17 protein-coding genes and 1 pseudogene are annotated in these 17,371 nt (G+C 41.5%); 11 read left to right on the top strand and 7 right to left on the bottom strand.

The genetic code is table 11. The features are described 5' to 3' along the window. Positions 1–144: 144 nt before the first annotated feature. Positions 145–561: a CBS domain-containing protein gene (locus ACFI6G_RS00160; RefSeq protein ID WP_010439854.1), complete on the bottom strand. Its 417-nt coding sequence runs from the start codon at positions 559–561 to the stop codon at positions 145–147. 302 nt (positions 562–863) lie between these two features. On the opposite strand from ACFI6G_RS00160, the gene ACFI6G_RS00155 reads away from it, so the two are divergent. Together ACFI6G_RS00155 and ACFI6G_RS00150 are read left to right on the top strand one after the other, a co-directional pair. Then, on the top strand, positions 864–1,097 hold the full coding sequence (locus tag ACFI6G_RS00155; RefSeq protein ID WP_010439851.1) for a hypothetical protein: 234 nt from the start codon (positions 864–866) through the stop codon (positions 1,095–1,097). 166 nt (positions 1,098–1,263) lie between these two features. After that, positions 1,264–1,560: a hypothetical protein gene (locus ACFI6G_RS00150; RefSeq protein ID WP_010439849.1), complete on the top strand. Its 297-nt coding sequence runs from the start codon at positions 1,264–1,266 to the stop codon at positions 1,558–1,560. A gap of 124 nt (positions 1,561–1,684) precedes the next feature. Here ACFI6G_RS00150 and ACFI6G_RS00145 read toward each other — a convergent pair whose 3' ends face one another. Beyond that, positions 1,685–2,641 (bottom strand): glycosyl transferase family protein, encoded by a 957-nt coding sequence (locus tag ACFI6G_RS00145; RefSeq protein ID WP_022570806.1) that lies wholly within the window; start codon positions 2,639–2,641, stop codon positions 1,685–1,687. A gap of 239 nt (positions 2,642–2,880) precedes the next feature. On the opposite strand from ACFI6G_RS00145, the gene ACFI6G_RS00140 reads away from it, so the two are divergent. Continuing rightward, positions 2,881–3,489 carry a TetR/AcrR family transcriptional regulator gene (locus ACFI6G_RS00140; RefSeq protein ID WP_016768545.1) on the top strand — a complete coding sequence of 203 codons (609 nt, stop codon included), beginning with the start codon at positions 2,881–2,883 and terminating at the stop codon, positions 3,487–3,489. Between the two features lie 123 nt (positions 3,490–3,612). Further along, positions 3,613–4,107 (top strand): peptidylprolyl isomerase, encoded by a 495-nt coding sequence (locus ACFI6G_RS00135; RefSeq protein WP_010439843.1) that lies wholly within the window; start codon positions 3,613–3,615, stop codon positions 4,105–4,107. A 250-nt stretch (positions 4,108–4,357) separates the two neighbouring features. Here the strand turns inward: ACFI6G_RS00135 and ACFI6G_RS00130 are convergent, their stop codons facing one another. From ACFI6G_RS00130 to ACFI6G_RS00115, 4 genes are all read right to left on the bottom strand, one after another. Then, positions 4,358–5,224 carry a DMT family transporter gene (locus ACFI6G_RS00130; protein WP_016784656.1) on the bottom strand — a complete coding sequence of 289 codons (867 nt, stop codon included), beginning with the start codon at positions 5,222–5,224 and terminating at the stop codon, positions 4,358–4,360. 110 nt (positions 5,225–5,334) lie between these two features. After that, on the bottom strand, positions 5,335–6,432 hold the full coding sequence (locus tag ACFI6G_RS00125) for an alkene reductase (protein ID WP_010439838.1): 1,098 nt from the start codon (positions 6,430–6,432) through the stop codon (positions 5,335–5,337). 14 nt (positions 6,433–6,446) lie between these two features. Then, positions 6,447–6,824: a lactoylglutathione lyase gene (gene gloA, locus ACFI6G_RS00120; RefSeq protein WP_010439836.1), complete on the bottom strand. Its 378-nt coding sequence runs from the start codon at positions 6,822–6,824 to the stop codon at positions 6,447–6,449. Between the two features lie 248 nt (positions 6,825–7,072). Continuing rightward, complete coding sequence (locus tag ACFI6G_RS00115) at positions 7,073–8,008, bottom strand: LysR family transcriptional regulator (RefSeq protein WP_010439834.1); 936 nt, start codon at positions 8,006–8,008, stop codon at positions 7,073–7,075. A gap of 1,128 nt (positions 8,009–9,136) precedes the next feature. Here ACFI6G_RS00115 and ACFI6G_RS00110 point away from each other — a divergent pair. The 7 genes and pseudogenes from ACFI6G_RS00110 (at position 9,137) to lepB (ending at position 16,364) form a co-directional block, all read left to right on the top strand. Then, a complete protein-coding gene (locus ACFI6G_RS00110; RefSeq protein WP_462710090.1) occupies positions 9,137–9,751 on the top strand; it encodes a magnesium transporter in 615 nt (204 codons plus the stop codon). Further along, positions 9,751–10,740 carry an efflux RND transporter periplasmic adaptor subunit gene (locus ACFI6G_RS00105; RefSeq protein WP_462710089.1) on the top strand — a complete coding sequence of 330 codons (990 nt, stop codon included), beginning with the start codon at positions 9,751–9,753 and terminating at the stop codon, positions 10,738–10,740. The genes ACFI6G_RS00110 and ACFI6G_RS00105 overlap by 1 nt, the downstream gene beginning before the upstream one ends. A 304-nt stretch (positions 10,741–11,044) precedes the next feature. Beyond that, the gene (locus ACFI6G_RS00100) at positions 11,045–13,021 is read left to right on the top strand and encodes an alkyl sulfatase dimerization domain-containing protein (RefSeq protein ID WP_371983168.1); all 1,977 of its coding nucleotides are present in this window, start codon (positions 11,045–11,047) and stop codon (positions 13,019–13,021) included. A 166-nt stretch (positions 13,022–13,187) separates the two neighbouring features. Next, a complete protein-coding gene (locus tag ACFI6G_RS00095; RefSeq protein WP_046208841.1) occupies positions 13,188–13,676 on the top strand; it encodes a hypothetical protein in 489 nt (162 codons plus the stop codon). Positions 13,677–14,038: 362 nt separating this feature from the next. Continuing rightward, positions 14,039–15,112 carry a helix-turn-helix transcriptional regulator gene (locus tag ACFI6G_RS00090; RefSeq protein WP_016800918.1) on the top strand — a complete coding sequence of 358 codons (1,074 nt, stop codon included), beginning with the start codon at positions 14,039–14,041 and terminating at the stop codon, positions 15,110–15,112. A gap of 376 nt (positions 15,113–15,488) precedes the next feature. After that, the gene (locus ACFI6G_RS00085) at positions 15,489–15,731 is read left to right on the top strand and encodes a hypothetical protein (protein ID WP_016790815.1); all 243 of its coding nucleotides are present in this window, start codon (positions 15,489–15,491) and stop codon (positions 15,729–15,731) included. Further along, positions 15,718–16,364, top strand: a pseudogene (gene lepB / locus ACFI6G_RS00080) (signal peptidase I). Before ACFI6G_RS00085 ends, lepB begins: the two are co-directional and overlap by 14 nt. A 135-nt stretch (positions 16,365–16,499) precedes the next feature. Here lepB and cyoE read toward each other — a convergent pair. Then, on the bottom strand, positions 16,500–17,369 hold the full coding sequence (gene cyoE / locus ACFI6G_RS00075; RefSeq protein WP_371983166.1) for a heme o synthase: 870 nt from the start codon (positions 17,367–17,369) through the stop codon (positions 16,500–16,502). Between the last annotated feature and the right edge of the window lie 2 nt (positions 17,370–17,371).

Raw genomic sequence — 17,371 nt, 5'->3', positions numbered from 1 at the left:
TTTAAACGATCGACTAAGAGAGCTCCTACAAACTAAAACCTTATAAAGACAAGCTTCATGCAAAACGTTCGACAAAGAAAAAGGCGCCAAAGCGCCTTTTCTAATTATAGGATATTAAGAAGAATAATCGTTCTCAACACGCTACTATACCTGATGTTTGAAGCATTCATCCAAGTTCTTACCAATTGCTCTTAAAACATCGGTTCTGGTGATAATACCTACTAGCTTTTTGTTATCGAGTACAGGGTAAGCTTTTGGCTTCCCGACTTGCATCATATCCGCCAATTCAATAATGGATAGGTCTGGCGATACCGAGAGTACCTCTTGGTACATACAATCACCGACAATGTGTGTGTCTTGGCAGAAATAGCTCACCTTAACTAATTTCTCTAATAAATCTTGTTCAGAAAGGAAGCCAATAACTTGCTCATTCTCATCAATTACTGGACCGCCCATGTGGTGGCTACGCATTACTCTGTCTAACGCGAGACTTAACGGCATATCAGGAGTGAATGTCACAACCTGCGGCGTCATGTAATCTTTCACTTTTATTGAATGCATTGTGCTCTCCCTAAATACTTTTCGTTATGTCTTTTTCTATCTTGTTAAGTTAATTGTTGTCTAAAATCTTGATTTTACTAAATGGATTTCAACAATTTTATTGATAGGTAAAACCTACTAAGACGAAAAAACAAGGTCACAAAAGGCTTGTGAGCATTTTCCCACCGTCAAAAAAATAAAAAATAGAGCTCTTACAAAGCCTTACTTTTCCTTTCTTAGGCTTACTTAGCCGCGCTAGCTTGGGCAAATAAACCCTGTAATCTTCACCATACAAAAAATGAAGAGTCAGATTCAGGTAACTTATGCAACACGACAACAACATGTACGCGTACATTTATTCAGGTAGTGACGGGACAGAGAACACTCTCGTCGCCATTGTTGATAACGAAGAGAAACCTCTGATATCAAGCTGTGTGAACGAAATCAAACGCATGTCGACTCTAGCGATTAATCTGGCTGCCAAGCACAACCTGAAAGTCAAGCTTGTTAAATATCATAGAGAACAAGAGATCGATTTCGGCTTATTCATGAAATAGCTAACTTATCACTCGCAAACATTGTTAACGACACACAAATACCGTATTTTGTGACAACCTTTCGAGTAGGTAATCGCACTAATAATGCTTGCCTATTGTCTCCAATAAGCGATAGACCTAGATGAACAAACCTCATATCGCTTTTATTGCCTAAATACGGTCAACTATGATTTCGCTACGTTCACCTCAAACCTACCTATCTGGCCATTTATCTGAGCTAAAAAGCTACTTTAGCGAGCTATTGGATTTCCAATCGCGTATCTGGGTTGTGCACATCTTTGAAGACTCAATTACCGATCAATCGTTTGTAATTAATGAAGATGGTTTTAAAGAACCGTTAGAGTGGATGAAGAAGAAAGCATATACAGCGGCAATGTTAGAACGTGTCGAAAAAATGAAAGTCTCACAAATTATCGAGATCCAATTTGAAGATAAAATGCATCGACTGATGCGAGTGAAGTAACCTTTATATTATTTACTCAATCTATATCATTTTACCATCAGTCGAAACGAACATTAATAAAGTTCAGGGAGAAAAAAGGCCAGCAATCGCTGACCTTCTCTCATTTCATGCTCTTCACTATCGGCTAGCGAGCACAATACGCTTCCCATAAACGCAGAGCCTTTGCATAAGCTTCAGCCTTGTCGTGCGTTTCTGCAAATAAAATCGCCGTCATGCTGTCAACGACACTATTCGCCATCAACTCCATCTCATCTTCCGGCGTGCCTAATACACACTCCTTAGGAAGAGGAAGTGCCGGGTTCATGGTTCCTTCCCAGTAGAATGACTCTACTTTTTCAGGAGAACTCATCCACACGGTTTGGCTCACTTTCGGGTTGTATTCCGACTCACCATTCATACCTTTAAATGAAATCACTGAGTGGGACTTGTTACCAATGACATGCTCAACTTCCGCATGCAATTGTGGAAAACCTGGGTGGAAACTACCACGTAAGCCCAAGCGTCCACCACCAGGGTTTAATGCTCGAACCACAGTATTAATCGGGGTACGTAAACCGTAACGATGCTTCCAGCCAATCATAGTCTGAGCTTCTGGAGCAAAATTCGCCAAAGGTAAATAGGCAATACCGTCTTCTTCAAGGATCTGTTTCGCATCTTGAGGGTCTACAGCGCGGCGAACACCCACAAGGTCTAAATGAGTCTCTGCGTGCGTGCGACCACTTGGCTTATCCATATAGCCATGCATCAACACTTTGTAGCCGTCGTCTGCTAATATTTTTGCTGCAAGCAAGTTCCACGGTTTACCACTCGCCGTATCATTGCGTTTTCCGGCATAACACGGCCAATCAATATCTGCGCCCAAATCCGGCACTCGAGATTGAAACGCTTTTACAAAGCCTGCAATTTCTTCATTAGTTTCATTCTGCACACGAATTAACATCAGTAGCATAGCCATTTGATCGTCTCCGACCTCACCGCTTAAATACTCATCCATGATGCGATAAGCTTGTTCGAACGACAAAGGCTTGCGCCCTCTTTCCCCTCGTCCAACAGTACGAATACACTCTAAAATACTACTCATTGACTATTAATTCTCTTCCGTAGATATCAATAAAATTTAATACGTCTCCGATTCTATGACACCCATAGCTCATTGCAAAGCGATTCAACCACTATCAACAACAGTGCAATTGATCCAAACCGGGGTAGCCATGTCTTACTGGAGTAACAAACCGGCAACTGACCAGCATTTTAAAAGTAAACTTATTGGTGTAAAATTGATAAATACAAAGCTAAACGTGACCTATTGAGTAGTGCCGAATGACTGTAAAAAAAACACTGAGCCAAAAGAAACGTGAATCGATCGTTGCTGCTGCTATCGCTGAATTTACCGAGCACGGCTATAAATCGACAAGCATGGACAAAATATCAAACCGTGCAGAAGTGTCTAAGCGCACTGTTTACAATCACTTTGCCAGTAAAGAGATGTTATTGGACGAAATACTCAACAGCATTTGGGCTAAAACACTCTCGGCGACCCATTTCCCATATCAGACCAATCTACCACTAATCGATCAACTAGAAGCTATCGCCAATCAAGAACTTGAGCTCCTTGAGTCAGAGGGCTTTATCGACTTGTCTCGTGTGTTGTTTTCTGAGTACTTTCACAATGCAGAGCTTGCACATCAAGCCATGGAAAAATACTCGCAAGCGGAAAGTGGCCTAACGCTCTGGATAAAAGCGGCTTTGGCCGACGGTCGTTTGATTGAATTAGATCCATTGTTTGCATCCACTCAGTTCATTGCTCTGCTTAAGTCGTTTGCCTTTTGGCCACAAATCATAGGTCATGCACCATCACCAGACGAGCAGCAAAAGCAAGTAATTGTTAATTCAAGTGTTGAGATGTTCCTCAAACAGTATCAGGCGTGATTTTGGCGATTATCTGGAATTCAACCACAATGAAACCATCACTGGTATCCATTTTTATTTTCCCTATACTTCAACCCACTTTCGTCATTACGACTCAGTAAAACTTCAACTTTAGGTAGCACTATGATTACTTTCACCACCAACTTTGGCGATATCGAGATTGAACTGAACCTTGAAAAAGCGCCAGTAACGTCGAAAAACTTCCTTAAGTATTGCCAGGATGGCTTTTATGAAGGCACTACATTTCACCGTGTTATCGACGGTTTCATGATCCAAGGTGGCGGACACACGCTCGACATGACAGAAAAACCAACACGAGCACCGATTGTCAACGAAGCTAATCGCGGATTGAAAAATGTGATTGGTTCGGTAGCAATGGCTCGTACTGACGCACCGCATTCAGCGACAGCGCAATTCTTTATCAACCTTGATGACAATGACTTCTTAGATCATACCTCAACAACCAATGCTGGTTGGGGCTACGCGGTGTTTGGTAAAGTATCGGCAGGTATGGATATCGTAAACAAAATTGCTGCAGCGCCAACGACCACCCGCTGGGGACACGAAGATGTACCTTGCGAAGATATTGTGATCACCAAGGTCACTATAAACGGTTAAATCACACTCTCAGCTGGCGACTAAAATAATTTTTGTCCAAACGAATTTACGTAACCATGATGTTTGGCGAAGAAACTGAAATGGGCAACCAAGATATAATTGTCAAATTATTATTAGAATACCACTCCAAGTAAATGGTAGTCAGTGGACATTTTACCTAAATAGAAAAACGTTGTTGATGCTAATTGCATCTATATTAGTTACGATGAAAAAAGCAGAAACAAAGCCCTTGCTTCAGCTGCGAGGGTTTTTATTTTCTTCTCGACCATTTGATATAACAGAAAAGCGAGGCAATGATCACTGCCCCTCCGACTAATTTTTGCATCTCCACTGTTTCTTCCAACATACTCACACTCAACAACAACGTCCAAACTGGCTCAAGAATCATAATCAGCGCTGCCACTTCCATATTCACTGAATGTTGACCCACCGTTTGCAATAAGTAACGGATCGATGTTGCGACAACCGCAGAGACAATAAACCAGAAGATGAGCGTTTTGGTTATTTCAAACTCCGGCTGAGCCGTCATCGACGCAAACGCCATTCCACTGATACCCACCACAAAAAGCTGTACGCAAATCGAAGCAATTGGCTTGATGTTAGTGATAACACGCTTATTCATCACAAAATGGACAGAGAGCAACATTGAAGCCAATAGGAAGTAGATCTGGCTTTGTTCAACGTGCCAACCGTTCGTTAAAGTCAGTAATAACATACCAATAATTGCAATTGGAAATGACATCCAGAAGGCGCGATTAGGCTTAACACGAAATATTATCCAAGAAACAAACGGGGCAATGATCATGGCCAAACTCATGATAAACGCCCCTTCAGATAAACTTTCGGTCACCGACACCGCAAACACCCACACTTGCAATGAAGCAGACAATAACAATCCAACACCACAGAGAGAGAGAATCTGCTTAAAAGAAAGCTTACGGATATGATGAATACAGAACGGTAACAAAATCAAACTTGCGACAAAGAATCGCACGCCAATGAACACAGGCCCAGGCATTTCCAATACCACCAGCTTAGATGCAATCCACCCAACTCCAGCCAGTAAAGTTGCACATAACAGGTAAAGCTCGCCGCGCATCGCTTTTACGTTCATCATTTTTATTCGATCCAATAACAAAAAAGCAACCCGACTCTGCAAGGTTGCTTTTTATAAACATTCAACAGGATCAAGATACTATCTCAATACTCTGCTTCAGACAGCTGTTTTTAGCCTGCGTATTCTGGGTAATCGGTTAAGCCTTTTTCAGCACCGCCAAACAAGGTATTTGGATCGTGCAGAGCAAGCGGATGACCATTTTGAATACGAGCGGGTAAATCAGGGTTAGCAACAAATGGACGACCAAAACCAACCATATCGGTTACGCCTTCCGCGACCGCTTTTGCTCCGCGCTCACTGTCGTACTTACCAGCATAGATCAGTACACCGTCATAAGCTGCACGAACGGCGGCCTTAAATGCTTTTGGCGTTTCAGGCGCATCGTCCCAGTCTACTTCTGCGATGTGCAGGTAAACGATCTTGTATAGGTTTAAGTACGCAGCTGCCGCTGTGTAAGTTTCAACTGGCGTCGCGTCAACCGTACCATTTAGTGAAGTAAAAGGAGCAAGACGAACACCAACACGGTCAGCACCAATCGCTTCAACCATAGCTTCAACCACCTCACCTAAGAAACGTAGGCGGTTTTCAATTGAACCACCGTATTCATCGGTACGGTTGTTTGCTTCAGAATCAATAAATTGGTTAATCAGGTAGCCATTTGCCGCGTGAAGTTCAATGCCATCAAAGCCAGCTTCGATCGCATTAAGTGCAGCTTGGCGATACTGTTCAACCACTTCTTTGATGTCTTCTTTCGTCATCTCACGAGGTTCAACCACATCAACAAAGCCCGGTTCATCTGTACCGTTATCGATAAATACTTTTACATTTTCTGCTTTTAGTGCAGAAGATGAAATGGGTTGCTCACCGCCAATGTTGTCTGGGTGCGTAACACGGCCAACATGCCAAAGCTGTGCGAAGATAACACCGCCTTTTTCATGTACTGCATCGGTTACTTTTTTCCAACCAACGATCTGCTCGTCAGAGTAGATACCCGGTGTCCAAGCGTAACCTTGGCCCATAGGTGAAATTTGTGTACCTTCTGCCACAATCAAACCTGCAGAGGCGCGTTGAGCATAGTAAGCCGCCATCATTTCGTTTGCTGAATTACCAGGTTGCGTTGCACGAGAACGAGTCATCGGAGGCATAACAATACGGTTTTTTAGTTCGATGTTACCCAGTTGAATGGGTTGAAATAGTGCGTTTGTCATTGTCATTTCCTCGATTAACCTAGTTGAATCAGTTCGATTTGGTAGCCATCTGGGTCAGTGATAAAAGCGATGCGCGTTGAACCGCCTTTCACTGGGCCCGCTTCGCGAGTCACGTTGCCACCCAGCGATTTGATCTTGTCGCATGCCGCGTAAATATCTTCCACACCCAATGCTAAATGGCCAAAAGCGTTACCCATTTCATATTCATTAGTATCCCAGTTGTGCGTCAATTCGATAGTCGTACCGCCTTGCTGATAGCCAACAAAAACCAATGTGTAACGGTATTCGGTATTGTCATGGCGTTCTAGTTCTTTCATCCCCAATACTTTGGTGTAGAACTCAATAGACTTATCTAGATCAGCAACTCGAATCATTGTGTGTAGGAATTTCATATTTCGCCCTTCGTACTTGAACCTAAGCCTCGTAATACGAAGCGAATAAATGTTCGTTTAGGTTTGCCATAAAGGCTACCTATCTCTGTTGTTATTCATACTACTGAAGTCTTCAAAATCAGTGAAATTATTAAATATTCTTATTTTGATAATTATTTATTATTAAGTGACACAGGCGTGGATCGATGAAATTAAAAGGGGAAGCTAGCGCTCCCCCCTTGAATTGATACTTTCTGTCAGATACGCACTTAGAACCTCAAGCGTCTATCTTTAAGCGTTTTCGACATCGCATCAGATGTGCGGATGACTTGCTCTCTAAACCATTTATGTGCGGGATCGTTATTCTGCTTCTTAAGCCAAATTAAGTAATGAGACATCTGCTCATAAACAAACGGAGGCTTAAACAACTGCAGACCAAGCCTCTCTTGAAACTGGAGAGCCATAGAAAGTGGGACAACCGTTATATAATCCGACTGGCTACATAAGAGGATATTACTAAACAGTGATCGTCCGTGAAACGCTATTTTGCGCTTAGATAAATCCAAAGAAGTGTAATGGCTCAAGCTACGAACTTTACGGCGAGTTCGGTCTAGTACCGCATGCTTTTCAGTCATAAACTGAGCCTCGCTGATCTCACCTTGAATTCGAGGGTGACCCTCACGACACACAATAGCAAAGTCACCTTGATAAAGGACTTCACTGGCTATACTTGGATGCTCAGGAACCAAAATTTCAATCATAGCATCGAATTCTTGGGTCAGAAGATCTTCATAAATACGATCATCATTGTCTGGTTGGTCAAACACTTCAAGCGACAAATTTTGGTTAGGAAGCGCGGCAAAGCTATTGAGTAAAACCCATTGAAGATGCTCTGGTGAAGAGATAACAAACTTACGTTCAGAGGCTTGCTCATCAAAGCTCGCCATAGATTGAAATACACCGTTCAATTCATTAATTGGCGTTTTGATCTGTTCATACAAGCTTTGTGCATACGATGTAGGAACCACACCTCGTCCTTTACGGACAAAAAGCTCTTGGCCAATCTCTTTTTTTAGGCGTATTAGTGCGGTACTGATGGTCGACTGATTAGTACTGAGTTGATCAGCGGCCTTACTTAAACTGCCTTGCTCCATTACAGCAGAAAACACCGCAAGTAAATTAAAGTTTGGAATGTCGTTGCTCATATATAATTACTCATTAGGCGACCATAAACACCATGCTATCGTAAAAACGATAGAATGAAATAGGAATCCGTCATTAGAGCGGTAAATTGAGACACTAACATCCCACGTAATAAGTATCTCAATAGGTTTAGCAGCAAAAACATTAACTTGCTATTCCTAGCGAGATGATGACGAGCAGCGTGATGCTTTCAAACCCAATAAGGACAGCAGCACTCCTTCTTCCTGAGCTTACTTATTTATAAGTGAGTACCGCAAGAGCCAACTCACTAACTTTTACTTAATCTACCGTTCACCAAGTATCTTAAACTCAAATGGCAACTGATTGGTTTAGATTCTAGTTTCAATACGTTGAAAAAAACATGATATTGTCTCATTAAATGTGACACTGTGTTCTGATTGGATTTGGTATACATTTGATTATTATTAGCTACAATGCTTCGAATTCAACGATTGAAAGTCGCGTTTACTCATTATTGAAAGCATGTATTTTTAACACCTCATAGTGATGCCTCATTCGTCACTGATTTTCATTTCTCTCTTATTGTAAATAATCATGAAAAAAATAAATTTCACTCAGTTACTTATTGATGCTTTTATTAATCATTTCATTGATCCAAGCCAACTTAAGCAACGATGTTTTCAAGCCGAATTTGAGCGCTAGCAAATAAATCAACTAACCGATTTAAAATTAAAGTAACTTATCGTAATTACGATATTATCAAATCGTAATTCTGGGTGGATACTGTTCAAAACTCTTCCTATTATCCTGCCAACAAATCAATTCTTAGCCAAAACAGAACGCTGACAAATATCTAACTGCAATGCGTCAATGATCATGGAAGACCCCCTCGATAGCTGAGGAACTACACGTAATAAGATAATTGCTCATTAGCCATTCAGTTTCGGTCTGCTGGCTGACAACAAGTGTTGATTTATAGGGAAGCATTCGCTTCTTGATACCGAGAATCCGTTGTCTAGACTAAGTAGTCTCACTTTAAAGGCCATCTAATACTCTTGTTTATTATGCGCACCCATATTCAAGATAATAAGCACCTATTTTTCAAGATGTCATCAAAAGTTAGACTTCTAGGCTACAAATTCTCTCTCCTTATTTGTGTAGGTTGAGATATGAATTTTATTAAAATCGTTTTCCAGAAAGTCTGGGCCATTGCTTTGGTCTTGATTAAGTTCTGCCTGTTTATGGCAGTGATGTTAGCTGGTGCATGGGCTCTTGCTCCGTTAGGCACAATCCACTCTAAAGACATCGACATGTCTCAATTCAATAGTCATCCCAACGAAATGATGATGAACTTCTTCCAGACAGAATACTTCTCTGGTTACCTATTCTCGGTCACGATAGCGGTCGTCTTAGCTATCATTTATGGCATGTGGCAAATACATGAATTGGGCGTGCATAAAGCGAAAGAACACAAAAGTGCTCACGTACAAATCGTGTTTGCACTGTCACTTTGTGGTCTATTCATTAGCAAAACATTCTGGGTTATTGCATTAGTTATCGCGTTGGCGAACTGGAAGCATATTGGTCAATCACTGAGTGATGTTATTCGCCGTGGCGTACAGCCTAAACAAGACACTACCAATACAGAAACTGCTGTAGTCCGCGTATCATCCGAAAAACCGTCTCAAACAAAACAGTCTCCAGTAGAACAATCTTCAGAAAAAAAGTCTGCCGATGAAAAGACTCCAACAAAACCATCCCCTACAGAAAAAGAGGTCGCATAATGAAAGAGATGATGATCCCATACATCCTAATCGTATGGTCACTATTTGCGACAGGTGCACTTAAAAAGAGCATCAAAAACTATACATGGGCTGCCATTGGTGGCGTGGTAATTCTAGCAGTGTTAGCGGTAATTTCTCGCTTGTGGGCCCCTGTTGATCTAACAAACTCAACCGCTGTGAAAGCACCACACGCGGTAATGTCACCTATCTTTGGTCAGCAGATCGACAAAGTGCTTGTTAAGCACAACCAAATGGTTAAAGAAGGCGATATAATCTACACCCTTGTCGACATAGATTCTGCCGCAGACAAAGCAAAGATCGAATCTTCAATTGTTCAGAAAGAAGAACAGATTAAGCAAATGACTCGCGACTTAGAGCGCGCTGAAACTTCACCTGAAATTTTCAATCTGCGTGACGTAGAAAAGTACGACTCAGACCTTCGAGTGCTGCACGCTCAACTTGTGTCGTTAAAAGCCGATCTACAAAAAGTAAATTGGGCGCAAGAGAAGAAAACGATTAGAGCTGAATTTGACGGTCAGGTATCGATAGTGAATATTGCTGAGGGGTCTGTAATGGGGAACATGCACCTTTACAACACCAGCAAAAAGTTCCTTGAGATGCGTATTTCAGACCAAACTTACGGATATGTTCAAGTAGGCGATTTTGCAGAGTTCTTCGTTGATGCATACCCAGGGCACGTGTTCAGAGCAAAAGTACACAGTTTCAACGCAGGTACGGGAGAGTCGAGTATTTCTCCACTTCAGGGGCCACAAAGCGTCGGTCAACACGTGGTCAGAAACGGTAATGGTTTAGGTCGTACTATCGTACTTGAGATCATCGAACCAGAAGGTTACAACATCCCTATTGGTTCAACTGGCGCGGCTTGGATTTCAGCAGAAAAACCACATCCTTTCTGGGGCTTCATTGATGTTATTGGCGCAGCAACCGTTCGCCTACAATCATACAAGTCTTACTTAGGCGCTTGGTAAACACGCTGGCACTGGATGGTATCATCACCTGCTGAACGCTCGCATGAGCTTCAAAATCAGGTGTGATTTCTTTTCATTCATAGAATACCCAATGCCCCGATTTTCGGGGCATTTTTGTATCTGAGATGAACCCATAGCCCTAATTGATTCAAATCAAAATAAATCGTTTATGTAATCATTCAAAGAACCAATCATCGTAAAAACGATAATTTAAAATATCATTACCTCGTAGATAGCCCCCTCTCTCACCTCTATCATTCAAACCAAGAAATCCAATTCCTGTATCCAAATATAAGGTCACTTCATGACTAATACATTCAAAAAAATGGCACTTCCTGTTGCTATTGCGAGCGCTTTATTGGTGTCTGGTTTTACATCAGCGACCCCAGTGGTAGAAGCAACGTCAAAAGTAGGTCAAGAACTGCAAACAAGTTCAGCGGCTCAATACCAAAATATTGATCTAAACGCACGCTACAAAAACGATGTTTTGTTCGAACATGAATCAAACCTATTTTGGGGTAAAGGCGATCGTATTAAGGTTCTTTCTAAAACCGGTGAAACATTGGCGTACACAGAAGAGTCTGAACACGTGCACCCAACGCTAACAAAACACAGTCGTAAAATGGACCAAGCGGTTATACAAGTCGATGACAATGTTTACTTAGCTTACGGTTTTGGCCTAGATACTCCAGTCATGATTGAAGGCGATGACGGTATCATCATTGTCGATCCAGGCGAATCTGTTCAAATGGCAGAAGCAGCAAAAGCGCAGTTCCGCCAGATTACCGATAAACCAGTCACTGCAATTATTTACTCTCATAACCACATTGACCACATCTCTGGTGTTCGAGCATGGACAACTGATGAGAAAGTAGCTTCTGGTGAAGTTAAGATCATTGCTCAAGAGGGCCTAACTGAAGCAGTGGCAAACTGGTCTTCAAACCTAGGTACGCTATTTGGCCACCGCACCTCTTACACCGGAGCAAAACACGTTGAAGAAGGTGAACACGGCACTGTAAACGATGGCCTCGGTCCGCGTTTCATGCAAGGCGATATCTCTTTCATTGAACCAAACACACTTATTGAAGCTAATGGTACGCTAGACATCACTATCTCTGGCGTACGTATGCAAATCGTAAACGTACCGTCTGAAACTAAAGATGAAGTCGTGGTTTATCTGCCTGAACAGAAAATTCTGCACGCCGCAGAGGTTTTACAAGGTGAAAACTTCCCGAACCTACACACCATTCGTGGTACTAAGTTCCGCGATCCGAGCATGTGGTTCAAAGGCATCGACGTAATGCGTCAATTCGATACAGAGGTCATGATCAACTCTCATGGTCGCCCTGTTGAAGGTAAAGAAGCAGTAGCAGATGTACTAACCGCTTATCGCGATGCGATTCAATACACGCATGACCAAACCATTCGCCACATGAACAAAGGCTTAACACCTGACGAGCTAGTTGAAGTAGTTAAACTGCCTAAACACCTAGCTGAACACCCTTGGTTGGGTGAGCATTATGGTACTGTTGCACACGCTGTTCGCCAAATTTACGTAGGCTACAACGGTTTCTTCGAAGCCGATCCGTGGCAACTAGAGCCAATGGCTTATGAGCAGCGTGCTAAAGCTTTCGTAGAAATCATGGGCGGCCGTGATAACATCATCGACACAGCAAAAGCAGCGATGAAAGCAGAGAACTACACTTTTGCAGCGGAGATTCTTTCTTACCCTATCACGGTAAACAAAGATGACATGGAAGCGCGCTTACTAAAGGCACAAGCTTACAAAGCATGGTCTGCCGATCAAGTGAACATCAACTGGCGTAACTGGGCGTTGAATGCTGCAGCTGAACTAGAAGGTAATCGTGACTTCTCTAACATGATCAGTTTTGCTTCTGTAGACGTTCTAACTGCCCTACCAAGTAAACAAATCTTCGATATGATGACATCGACGTTAATCGCAGAGAACACGCTAGATGTGAACACTGCGCTAACTTACAACTTCTCTGATACCAACGAGTCATTCACTATCGAAGTGCGTAACGGTATTGCTCAGCTTCATGAAACGGCACTAGAAGGCGCTGATGTTCAAATCAACACTTCTCGTCAAGTATTGAACCAAATCTTGATGGCTGGTCCAAACGCTCAACAAGTGATTGGTACCAACATGCAGTCTGGTGCGTTTAAGTTCTCGAATGGCGACATTCAAGCCTTTGGTCTATTCATGAGCTACTTCGATAAGCCTCTTTCCCCTGAAGAGCTGATGCTTATCGTTCGTTAACTGACACACGTTAGTTAAGGGCTCGCTAGGATAGCAAACGGATAAACATAGGGACCCTTCGCGGTCCCTTTATCTTTTGCTTATTATATAATTCAAACTCCTCCGCTCACATCAACTTTACTGATGGCGTGATGTGAAATATATACGTTCGACTCAAGGTTTCTAGATGCTAAAACGTTTCGCTCTGCTACTTTCACTCAGTTCATCTTTGGTTTTTGCTTGCGGCCTGCATCAAGATACTGGACTTAGCTTGATCACTGAACCGGGCTCTCTCGAAGTCTTTGGCAACATAATCAATGCAAGACAAGATGACGAATTTGGCAATTTAAATAAGCCTGATCATTTCCGCCTTTTTGCGATACAAGCAGCACTTGGCAAAGCACATCCAAACAAAATTGAGTTCAATCTATTTGAAGCAATCAAAGGCCACTACAGCGAAATCAGCTTTGCTAAAGGTGTCAAAGTTTCAGGAAGAGATACATTACCAACCGAGGAAGATTTACTTCTGATCACAGAGTTAGACGTGTTCGATGCGCTAGCAACAGGAACCATTTCTTGGGATCAAGCAAGCTTGCAACGTTTAATCGTCATCAACGGCCCCCAAGATAAACGTGAGCAATTGGAAGCTTGGTTTAATGACATTTTTGCTGAGTAAGCAACTCATTCTAACCTTACTTGCTCAATGGCACTCCCCTCAACATTGAGCACAAACGATAACGATCCGATAGCAAGAAAACATTGTGCTAACTAAGCAAAAACACTTCGAAACCACAAACAAATCCCCTCTCAATTATATAAAGCCACCATTATTGGAATTAACATCACCGTATTGAAAGCCCACCTCGCAATTTTGTTCAAAATTCAACATAAAAACAAATAGTTACAAAATACCCTCTGTAATTGGTGAAAAAGAAATCAATTACAGTAATATCCACAAAAAAATGTGACTTCCTGCGAATCTCCAAAATAAATTTGTGGTTAAATACGGCACATCATGAATCAAAAATAAGAGAAAGCATGTCTACAAAAGCATTTGGTGACTTCTATTGCTATTTACACTGCCTCACTTTACTTTCAACAAAGGAGCAGGGGCTCACACCTAAAGAGTATCTTGATGATGTTCGAAAAGAGCCTTTTTATTACCGTGGAGACACCTCACAAGAGGCTCAACAAAAGTGGGCAGAGCGCATATTAGACTCCGTATATAAATACCATGGAGTCCAAGGTTCTGGTCCGGCCGGGCATTCGGAGTTATTAGTACGTGACGGGACTGCATCGAAAGCTCGTTATAAAGTAAAAGAAGGCGTTGATTTTGATGTAAACCCTGGATTAAGTGATTCAATCTCAATGTTAGGTAGTATTGGCAATCAATTGCGAGAACGGCTTTTGCCGTCAGCAGGAGCGAAACTCAACGACGCCCTAAGGCTTATTTCAAGAGCAAAAACAACGCTAAATAGCGCACCATTCAAAATTCAAGTAAGTTGCTACGACTTTGTAGCGCCACAGGTTGAACAATCCGTGCTTTATGACATAGAAAGTGCACTTGAAAATAGACAAGTACTCTCATTTGATTACAACAATCATCGCTGTGAGGTTGATCCATACGCTTCGTTTGTCTATCAAAAAGTCTTTTATCTTGTCGCTCGAGAGCGTTACAAAAGAAGCTCTAACGGTAGCTCCATGTCTGGAGAAATGCGTACCTATACGATGCACAAGATAAACAACATTGAAATACGCTCAAATCAAAGTTTTTCAATGGGTAACAAGTCTGAATTTTGCCTCCACGCTTATCTATCGACGACAAAGGGTAAATGGGTTAACGGCGGTGAAACGTTCGAAGTATTACTTAAAATGATGAGAGGTTCTGAAGGTAACAGCAAGTTTGTAAATGAATTTAAACTGAGTGAATGCCAGGAAATAGAAGAAACATCGAAAAGCCACTACATTGTCAGAGCAAGGGCTAGAGATAGCTTAGATTTTAAACATTGGCTCATTCACAACGCAGATTGTGTGGAAATTTTAGAGCCATTAAAACTACGTCAAGATGTAATACGAGACCTTAAACAAGCGATGAATGTCTATTCACATTAGATAGCATAGTCATCATATATTAATTTCAACCTTGGCTCCTCCAAGTGAAAATCTAATACACATTCATGCCATGATATATTTATCATAATTTATAAACATATCAAATAAAATTAATTTTAAAAAAATATTTTAACTAATTTCCAGTTTTAGACAAAAAACGTCAGATTTTACTGCCACAATCTACACACTAAAATAATAAATTAGGCTTATCCGTGGTTAAAAAAATATTACAGATTTTTGTTGATGAACTTTATCGTCTCAACTATAAATCGACTAGCATTACACATCGTCTTCCATTTTATTGGTATCGACCATTTAAATTAATGAGCCGATTACTTGTTTTACCCATCATATTTCTATTTATGGTTTAATTGTAATGAACAAAAACTTATCAAAATTAGAATGGTCACTATTGGTGACAACAATTACTTTCATTAGTCTTAGTGTCTTCCTTTACTACTTCTTATGTAAGAACTTGTTTAATGGTGGATTCAACGATGTTCTTGAAATCATTGCTGTATTAGCGCTGACTTATGGCTCATTTATTTTTGCAAACTACAGCGTAACATTATTGGCCGAGAAGTATTGCAGCCGTAGGGTTCAACATGAAGATCATTAAATGGGTAATCTCGGCATCAACTTCGCTAACATTCTGGATTTTCATACTATGTTACTACTTCTCTAACTCAATCAACGCCAACACTGGAGCAAGTATGGCGCCTACTTTTGAAGGTAAGTACTGGACTATGGTCAATGGTGTTCGTTTGGGTAGATACAATCCTGAACACGGTGATGTCATTCGGTTCCTGCACCCTCCAAAGCACCGTTCTGAAAAATCTCTTTCAGAAAAAGAGTGATTGGTATACCAGGTGATACTGTTATGTTAGATATGGGAAAACTTTATATCAATGGTATAAAGGCATCTCATGGAATAACGAATGAAGAAGATGGTTACATATATATAAACGAGAAAGTTGGTCTTCAAGATTATAATGTAAGGTATTCGAAAGAAAAAGCAAAATTATTAAAAAGTAATCTTACTTGGCACGTTCCAGAAGGTAAAATAATGGTATTAGGTGATAATCGTGATCACTCCTATGATTCAACCTTTGATAGTTTCGGATATGCAGACATTAATAATGTTAACGGTATCTATAACAAAGTGATACTCAACGTAGCAAACGGTAGCCGTAAGTTAAATTGTAATTTAAGAAGCTCATCTGATTACAACATCCTCAACAGAAATTGTTAAACATTGTGATGACAGATGTAAATTAACCGGGCTAACTTCAATAGCTAATTTTTAGATTATAAATAACGATAGTAGCTGTCTATTAATAATAGGTAACGCGGGGTATCCCACGTTACCTTTATTATTTATATGGGCTTACAGAAAGTGCAACGGAATCAACTCCAGTCCTAGCACACCACTGATGCTCATGACCACCAGCAAAGAAACTTTAAACACTGTCTTTGACCATTGGATGTAGTTAAGGCAATCAACCTTACGGAACGTCACTTTGGTCCACATAAAGCAAACCGCTGCCGATACCGCTAGGTATTCATAACCCGCTTCTCCAAGCAAAAATAGCCCCAGAGCAACCGCACCAAACGCCACGACATACGCTTTCATGTGTTGATGCGCTTTATCAACGCCCTCTTTGACCGGTAACACGGGAATGCCTGCATCGCGATAATCTTGAATGCGGAACATCGCAATCGCATACGAGTGTGGCATTTGCCATAAGCAGAACATGATGAACAGCAAAACCGCTTCTAAGCTTAAGTAATTCGTCACACCAAGGTAACCAACTAATGGCGGAACTGCGCCAGAGATACTGCCCACTAAGGTGCCGTAAACCGAATTACGCTTGTACCACATGGTGTAGAAAAAGACGTAAAACACATAGCCAAGCAACACCACAACCGCAGACATCGGATTAACAAATTGAAACAGCAACGCTGTGCCTGCCAACAACATAACTAACGCATAGATAAATGCCACGTCTGTATTGATATTGCCCTGAACCAACTCTCGGTTTTGGGTGCGTTTCATTTTTTGATCGATATCTCGGTCAAAAATGTTGTTCACCACGCAACCTGATGCAATCACCAGCCCCACACCCGCTAATATTGTAAGTAACAACATCGCACTGGCTGGTTCTGTTTTCGCGGCGAGGAAGAACCCCGCCGCAACAGAAATCAGGTTGCCGAAAATGATGCCCGGTTTGGTAATAGACAAATAACTTTTCAGCATAC

The organism is Vibrio sp. PSi01, from assembly GCF_054960695.1.
Note: the sequence above shows the minus strand (reverse complement) of the source record. Positions and strands in the feature narration are given on the sequence as shown.

Bases quoted from the DNA above. Each gene is read 5' to 3' on its own strand.
- ACFI6G_RS00090 (WP_016800918.1), top strand. From the start codon at position 14,039: ATGTCTACAAAAGCATTTGGTGACTTCTATTGCTATTTACACTGCCTC.
- ACFI6G_RS00125 (WP_010439838.1), bottom strand. From the start codon at position 6,432: ATGACAAACGCACTATTTCAACCCATTCAACTGGGTAACATCGAACTA.
- ACFI6G_RS00160 (WP_010439854.1), bottom strand. From the start codon at position 561: ATGCATTCAATAAAAGTGAAAGATTACATGACGCCGCAGGTTGTGACA.
- ACFI6G_RS00130 (WP_016784656.1), bottom strand. From the start codon at position 5,224: ATGATGAACGTAAAAGCGATGCGCGGCGAGCTTTACCTGTTATGTGCA.
- ACFI6G_RS00155 (WP_010439851.1), top strand. From the start codon at position 864: ATGCAACACGACAACAACATGTACGCGTACATTTATTCAGGTAGTGAC.
- ACFI6G_RS00110 (WP_462710090.1), top strand. From the start codon at position 9,137: ATGAATTTTATTAAAATCGTTTTCCAGAAAGTCTGGGCCATTGCTTTG.
- gloA (WP_010439836.1), bottom strand. From the start codon at position 6,824: ATGAAATTCCTACACACAATGATTCGAGTTGCTGATCTAGATAAGTCT.
- ACFI6G_RS00100 (WP_371983168.1), top strand. From the start codon at position 11,045: ATGACTAATACATTCAAAAAAATGGCACTTCCTGTTGCTATTGCGAGC.
- ACFI6G_RS00135 (WP_010439843.1), top strand. From the start codon at position 3,613: ATGATTACTTTCACCACCAACTTTGGCGATATCGAGATTGAACTGAAC.
- ACFI6G_RS00145 (WP_022570806.1), bottom strand. From the start codon at position 2,641: ATGAGTAGTATTTTAGAGTGTATTCGTACTGTTGGACGAGGGGAAAGA.
- ACFI6G_RS00115 (WP_010439834.1), bottom strand. From the start codon at position 8,008: ATGAGCAACGACATTCCAAACTTTAATTTACTTGCGGTGTTTTCTGCT.
- ACFI6G_RS00105 (WP_462710089.1), top strand. From the start codon at position 9,751: ATGAAAGAGATGATGATCCCATACATCCTAATCGTATGGTCACTATTT.
- ACFI6G_RS00150 (WP_010439849.1), top strand. From the start codon at position 1,264: ATGATTTCGCTACGTTCACCTCAAACCTACCTATCTGGCCATTTATCT.
- ACFI6G_RS00140 (WP_016768545.1), top strand. From the start codon at position 2,881: ATGACTGTAAAAAAAACACTGAGCCAAAAGAAACGTGAATCGATCGTT.
- cyoE (WP_371983166.1), bottom strand. From the start codon at position 17,369: ATGCTGAAAAGTTATTTGTCTATTACCAAACCGGGCATCATTTTCGGC.
- ACFI6G_RS00085 (WP_016790815.1), top strand. From the start codon at position 15,489: ATGAACAAAAACTTATCAAAATTAGAATGGTCACTATTGGTGACAACA.
- ACFI6G_RS00095 (WP_046208841.1), top strand. From the start codon at position 13,188: ATGCTAAAACGTTTCGCTCTGCTACTTTCACTCAGTTCATCTTTGGTT.